The organism is Janibacter massiliensis (assembly GCF_900289115.1).
Lineage (GTDB): Bacteria > Actinomycetota > Actinomycetes > Actinomycetales > Dermatophilaceae > Janibacter_A > Janibacter_A massiliensis.
In genome coordinates this window covers 1-4,792 of record NZ_LT985197.1, presented here as the reverse complement: position 1 = coordinate 4,792, position 4,792 = coordinate 1, and the positions used below count along the sequence as shown (strand labels likewise).

The following is a 4,792-nucleotide window of genomic DNA, read 5'->3' as shown; positions in this document are numbered from 1 at the left end:
CTCTTCAAGATTTCGTTGGCGCGCTTGAGCTCACGGTTCTCCTGCTCCAGAGCCTTCATCTTCGCCGCGTCACTGGTACTGATGCCCGCGACGTGGCCCTCGTCGATATCAGCTTGACGGACCCAGGGCCGGACCGACTCGGTGCCGTACCCCAACTGCTGGGCGACGCGCTGGACCGTGCCGTGCTCTGTGCCTAGCTCTGCGCGCAGAGTCCTGACCATCCGCACCGCAGCGGCCTTCTCGTCAGGGCTGTAGCGACGCGTGGTCGGCTTCCCCGGGGTGGTGTCCTTCGGCATGAGTACATCCTCGTTTCCAAACGATGGAGACTCCAACCAATCCAGTGCGGTTCAAACGATGGTGAAGCCGAGGATAAACAGCAACGCACCCAAGACCATCCGGCCACGGCTGCGCCTCTCCAGTGCTACGTCGGACAGGCCAGTGACGTAGCCGAGATAGCCCGGTACGAGGGGCAGCACGCAGGGCGTGGCGAAGGAAACGAGCCCCGCGAGGGCCGCGACGAGCGCCGCGAGAGGCAGAGCCCCACTGGCGACCTGGTCACTGAGCCCGGTCGTGAAAGCGACGATCATCGGCCCTCCTCGGCGAGGGTGTCCTCGATCAGGCCTTGAAGGGTCGACTGCGTGGTCGCTCCGAGGACAACCGCAGCGATACGACCCTGGCGGTCGAGGACAGCGGTGGAGGGCTGGGTGGTCATTTTGCCTTGCATGGCGATCGAGGTGGTGCCGGACTTGTCGTAGATCGAGGGCCAGGTGAAGCCCCACGTCTTGGCTTGTGATCTGCCGGTCTCCACGGAGGACTCTCGGAAGTTGATCCCGACGAGCTGCACGTCATCGCCCTTGAGCTCTTTGTTGAGCGCGACGAGGTGTGGGGCCTCTTTGGCGCAGGGTCCGCACCAGCTGGCCCAGACGTTGACGACGACGACCTGGCCGCGGTGATCGGCGCTGTCCCACGTCTGGCCGTCAAGCGTTTCACCAGCGAGCTCGACGGGTTCGCCGCGCTGGGTCTCGTCGAAAGCGGTCACGCTGCCGTTCCCGGATCGATAGCCGAGGTCTTGCTCATCCTTGGCACCGGATGAGGAGCACGCGGCGAGACCACCGGTGGCAGCGACAGCACCGGCCGCGGCGAGGAGACTTCGGCGGGAGGGGCAGCGTGCGGTCATTCGGGTCTCATGCTCCTGAGGTCGTCGCCGCGCGTGCGTGGATGCGCGGCGAGGTATCGGGGTCGTCGTTCGTCAGCGCCGAGGCGGCTGGAGGATGCCGCTCGGCCTCTCGGCGTGATGGCGATTCGGTCCACGGGTCAGTGATCACAGGAGCGTGACCCAGTAGTCCCAGAACCTGATAGCGATGAGCACGACGATCACCAGGTACCAAGCGGTCAAGACCGCTGCGCGGTACTCGATGAGCATCGCCACACCGCGGCGCGTGGGCGAAGCGACGGTGCCCCGGTGACGCCGAAGGTTGTGAATGGTGGTGTGCCAGAAGACGGCGATGGTCACGACCCACACGACCATGCAATAGGGACACAGTGCGCCGATCACGTACAGACTCTGGAAGATCAGCCAGTGAATGAACACCACCGCGAGGGTCACCGCGGCCTGGGTCGCCACCCACAACCATGCACGAAGGCTTGTGGCACTGACCAGGACTGCTCCAAGCATGGCAAGGGCTGCGAACCCCGCGACTCCGATAAGCGGATTTGGGATACCGAAGGCGTCGGCTTGAGGGGTGACCATGACCGAGCCGCAGGACAGGATCGGGTTGATGCTGCACGAGGGGACGTAGTCCGGGTTCTTGAGCAGCTCGATCTTCTCCACGAGCAGCACGACGGCGCAGAGCAGCCCGACCAGGCCCCCGACGAGGTACAGCCAGCCCAGTCCGCGTGCGTTGAATGCAGCCGCCGGAGTGACGACGGTCGGCTCAGTCTTCGATTGCGGCATCAAGCTTGGTCTCGAAGTCGGCGATGGTGGTCGGCTCGATCTTTTCGCCGTCGAGGAAGAACGTGGGGGTGCCGGTGACGCCCAGTGTCTGGGCGTCCTTCTTGCTCTGCTCGATGCGCTGCGCGGCGGCGGGGTCCTTCAGGCTGGCGCGGTACTGCTTCATGTCCAGCCCCAGCTCCTGGGCATATCCCTCGAAGGTCTTCTCCTTGGACGATTCAGAGTGGCTCCACTCGGCCTGCGTCTCGAAGAGCTTGTCGTGCATTTCCTCGAACTTGTCCTGTTCACGGGCGGCCTCGGCAGCCAGTGCCGCGTTCATCGAGTTTCCGTGGAGGGGGAGGTAGCGCACCACGAAGGTCACGTCTTTGCCGTACTTCTCTCGCAGGTCTGTCATGACGGGGTGGGCTGCACCGCACGCTTCGCACTCGAAGTCGAGGTACTCCACGAACACTGCCTTCTTGCCGGAGGTCAGGCGGGGGCTGTCATCGCGCACCAAGGGCGCGGACGCCCCGCTTCCGGACCCCGTGGGTGCCGCTTCTTCGCCGGCCCGGCTGAACGTCACCGCAGCGACCAATGCCACCAGAACCGCCACGATCATGGCCATGGACAGTTTCAGGCTCTTGCTCATCGGGTTCCAATCATCGAAGGGCGCTGCTGGCGCGCAGAGTAGTCATCGATTCTGGCCTCAGGCTGGGAATGGCGCTGGGTGCGGATGGCTCGCAAACCGTTGGCGATGACGATGACCTCGGCGACCTCGTGGACCAGCACGACCGCGGCCAGACCCAGCACGCCGAACAGGGCGAGCGGGAGGAGCGCGATCAGGGCCACGGACAGGACGACGTTTTGGGTCATGATCGCTCGTCCGCGGCGGGCATGTGCGAGGGCTTGTGGCAGCAGCCGCAGGTCGTGGCCGGTGAAGGCAACGTCTGCGGACTCGACTGCGGCGGCGGAACCGCTGGCGCCCATCGCGATACCGACGGTGGCCGTGGCCAGCGCGGGCGCGTCGTTGATGCCGTCGCCGATCATCGCCGTCGGGGCCGTGGCCATCGAGGCGCGTATGTGGTCGGCCTTGTCCTGGGGCAGGGTCTCCGCGTGAACCTCTCGGATGCCGGCTTCACTGGCGATGGCCTGCGCGGTGCGTGCGTTGTCACCGGTGAGCATCACGGTGGACACCCCCTGCTGGTGCAGGGCGGAGATGGCCTGGGCTGCCTCAGGGCGCAGCTCGTCGCGGACGCCGATCACGCCGCACGCTTGATCGTTGACCTCGACCACAATGAGGCTCATGCCTTGACTGGCCATAGCGTCGGCCTGCCCGCTCAGGTCGGTCGGGGCGACCCAGCGGGGGCTGCCAACGCGTACCCGGAGTCCGTCCACCAACCCGGTGACACCGTGTCCGGCGTGCTCGTGGACGTCGCTCGCCGCAGGATGATCTGGTGAGGCAGCGACCACCGCCGCCGCCAGGGGGTGGGTGCTGGTGGCCTCCAGTGCCGCTGCCAAGGAGAGCACCTCCGCGTCGGTGTGACCGTTGGCCGCGTGAGTGGCCACCACCCGGGGCTCGTTGCGAGTCAGGGTGCCTGTTTTGTCGAAGGCGATCGTGCGGATCGTCCCGAGCTGCTCGAAGGCCGCTCCGGACTTGATGATCACCCCGAACTTGCTGGCCGAGCCGATCGCTGAGATCACCGTGACCGGGACCGCGATCGCCAAGGCGCAGGGTGAGGCCGCGACCAGCACCACCAGCGCACGCTCGATCCACGTCTGTGGGTCGTCCACGACGAACCCGTACGCCGCGATCGCAGCAGCGGCCAGCAGCACCAATGGGACGAGTGGTTGGGCGATGCGGTCAGCCAGGCGCGCACGATCGCCCTTGTTCGCGTGAGCCTGCTCGACGAGCTCGACCATCTGGGTCAGGGAGTTGTCGCGCCCGTCGGCGACTGCTGTGATGCGCAACGTGCCCGAGGTGTTGACCGATCCGGCCGCGATCTCGTCGCCGGGCGCGACTTCGACGGGGATCGACTCTCCGGTGATTGCCGAGGTGTCCAGCCACAAGTGACCCGCCTCGACGACGCCGTCTGTGCTGACCCGGTCGCCAGCGCCGACGAGAAGAACATCGCCCCGCCGAACCTGCTCGGCGGGGATCCGCTCGTCCGTTCCCGCTCGTGAAACGACAGCGGTTTCCGGGATGAGGGACAACAACGCCCGCAGCCCGTGACGGGCCCGGTCCATGGCGCGGTCCTCAAGTGCCTCGGCGATCGAGAACAGAAAGGCCAACGCTGCTGCCTCGCCCACGTGCCCCAGCAGGATGGCGCCTGTACCGGCGATCGTCATCAGCAGGCCCACACCCAACCGGCCCTGCCCACGCCCCGTGATTAGGCGGCGGATCGCTGCCGGAGCAAACGTCCAGGCACCCGCAGCCAAGCCGATCGCGTAGGACAGCACGCTCAGGCCCTCGGCGCCGCCGAATTCCAGCAGCAGTCCGGTCAGCCACAGCACTCCAGCGGCGGCTGGCAGTGCCAAGCCCTGATCACGCCACCACGGCGCGAGATCCTCAGCGACGGGCCCGTCCGTTCCGCAGCACACATCACTCATCGTCAGACCCTCTGCTCATCGGCAACCAGCGCAGGTGTAGTCCCGCAGCACAACGGCACGTCACAGTTCGCGTCCATGCAGGGGACCCCGTCGTCGACCGCCAAGACCACGTCCATCAACGACTCCAAGGAGCCTGACCCGCTTTCCCGGACACCTGAGCTGGGGCGATGATCGTCTCGGAGAGGAGTCTGGAAGATGCCTGCAGCCAAGCCGTTGGAGTTCCGTCGTCGGGCGGTGGCGTTGACCCGGGAGCCG

General features: G+C 66.3%; 5 protein-coding genes and 2 pseudogenes. All 7 read right to left on the bottom strand.

Annotated features, from left to right (window positions below; translation table 11 throughout):
• The coding region (locus DAA34_RS11880; protein ID WP_158707740.1) for a transposase at positions 1-296 on the bottom strand (296 nt) is incomplete at its 3' end.
• 54 nt (positions 297-350) lie between these two features.
• Positions 351-587 (bottom strand): annotated as a pseudogene (locus tag DAA34_RS11875) (cytochrome c biogenesis CcdA family protein); the annotation flags it as partial.
• On the bottom strand, positions 584-1,177 hold the full coding sequence (locus DAA34_RS11870) for a TlpA disulfide reductase family protein (RefSeq protein ID WP_106820168.1): 594 nt from the start codon (positions 1,175-1,177) through the stop codon (positions 584-586). The gene DAA34_RS11870 and the pseudogene DAA34_RS11875, both read right to left, overlap by 4 nt.
• Positions 1,178-1,321: 144 nt before the next feature.
• The gene (locus tag DAA34_RS11865; RefSeq protein ID WP_007926781.1) at positions 1,322-1,954 is read right to left on the bottom strand and encodes a vitamin K epoxide reductase family protein; all 633 of its coding nucleotides are present in this window, start codon (positions 1,952-1,954) and stop codon (positions 1,322-1,324) included.
• Positions 1,935-2,579, bottom strand: a complete 645-nt coding sequence (locus tag DAA34_RS11860) for a DsbA family protein (protein ID WP_007926780.1) — start codon at positions 2,577-2,579, stop codon at positions 1,935-1,937. Before DAA34_RS11860 ends, DAA34_RS11865 begins: the two co-directional genes overlap by 20 nt.
• Entirely contained in the window at positions 2,576-4,537 is a 1,962-nt protein-coding gene (locus DAA34_RS11855; RefSeq protein WP_106820166.1) for a heavy metal translocating P-type ATPase, read from the bottom strand. The genes DAA34_RS11860 and DAA34_RS11855 overlap by 4 nt, the downstream gene beginning before the upstream one ends.
• A gap of 2 nt (positions 4,538-4,539) precedes the next feature.
• Positions 4,540-4,792, bottom strand: a pseudogene (locus DAA34_RS12575) (hypothetical protein); the annotation flags it as partial.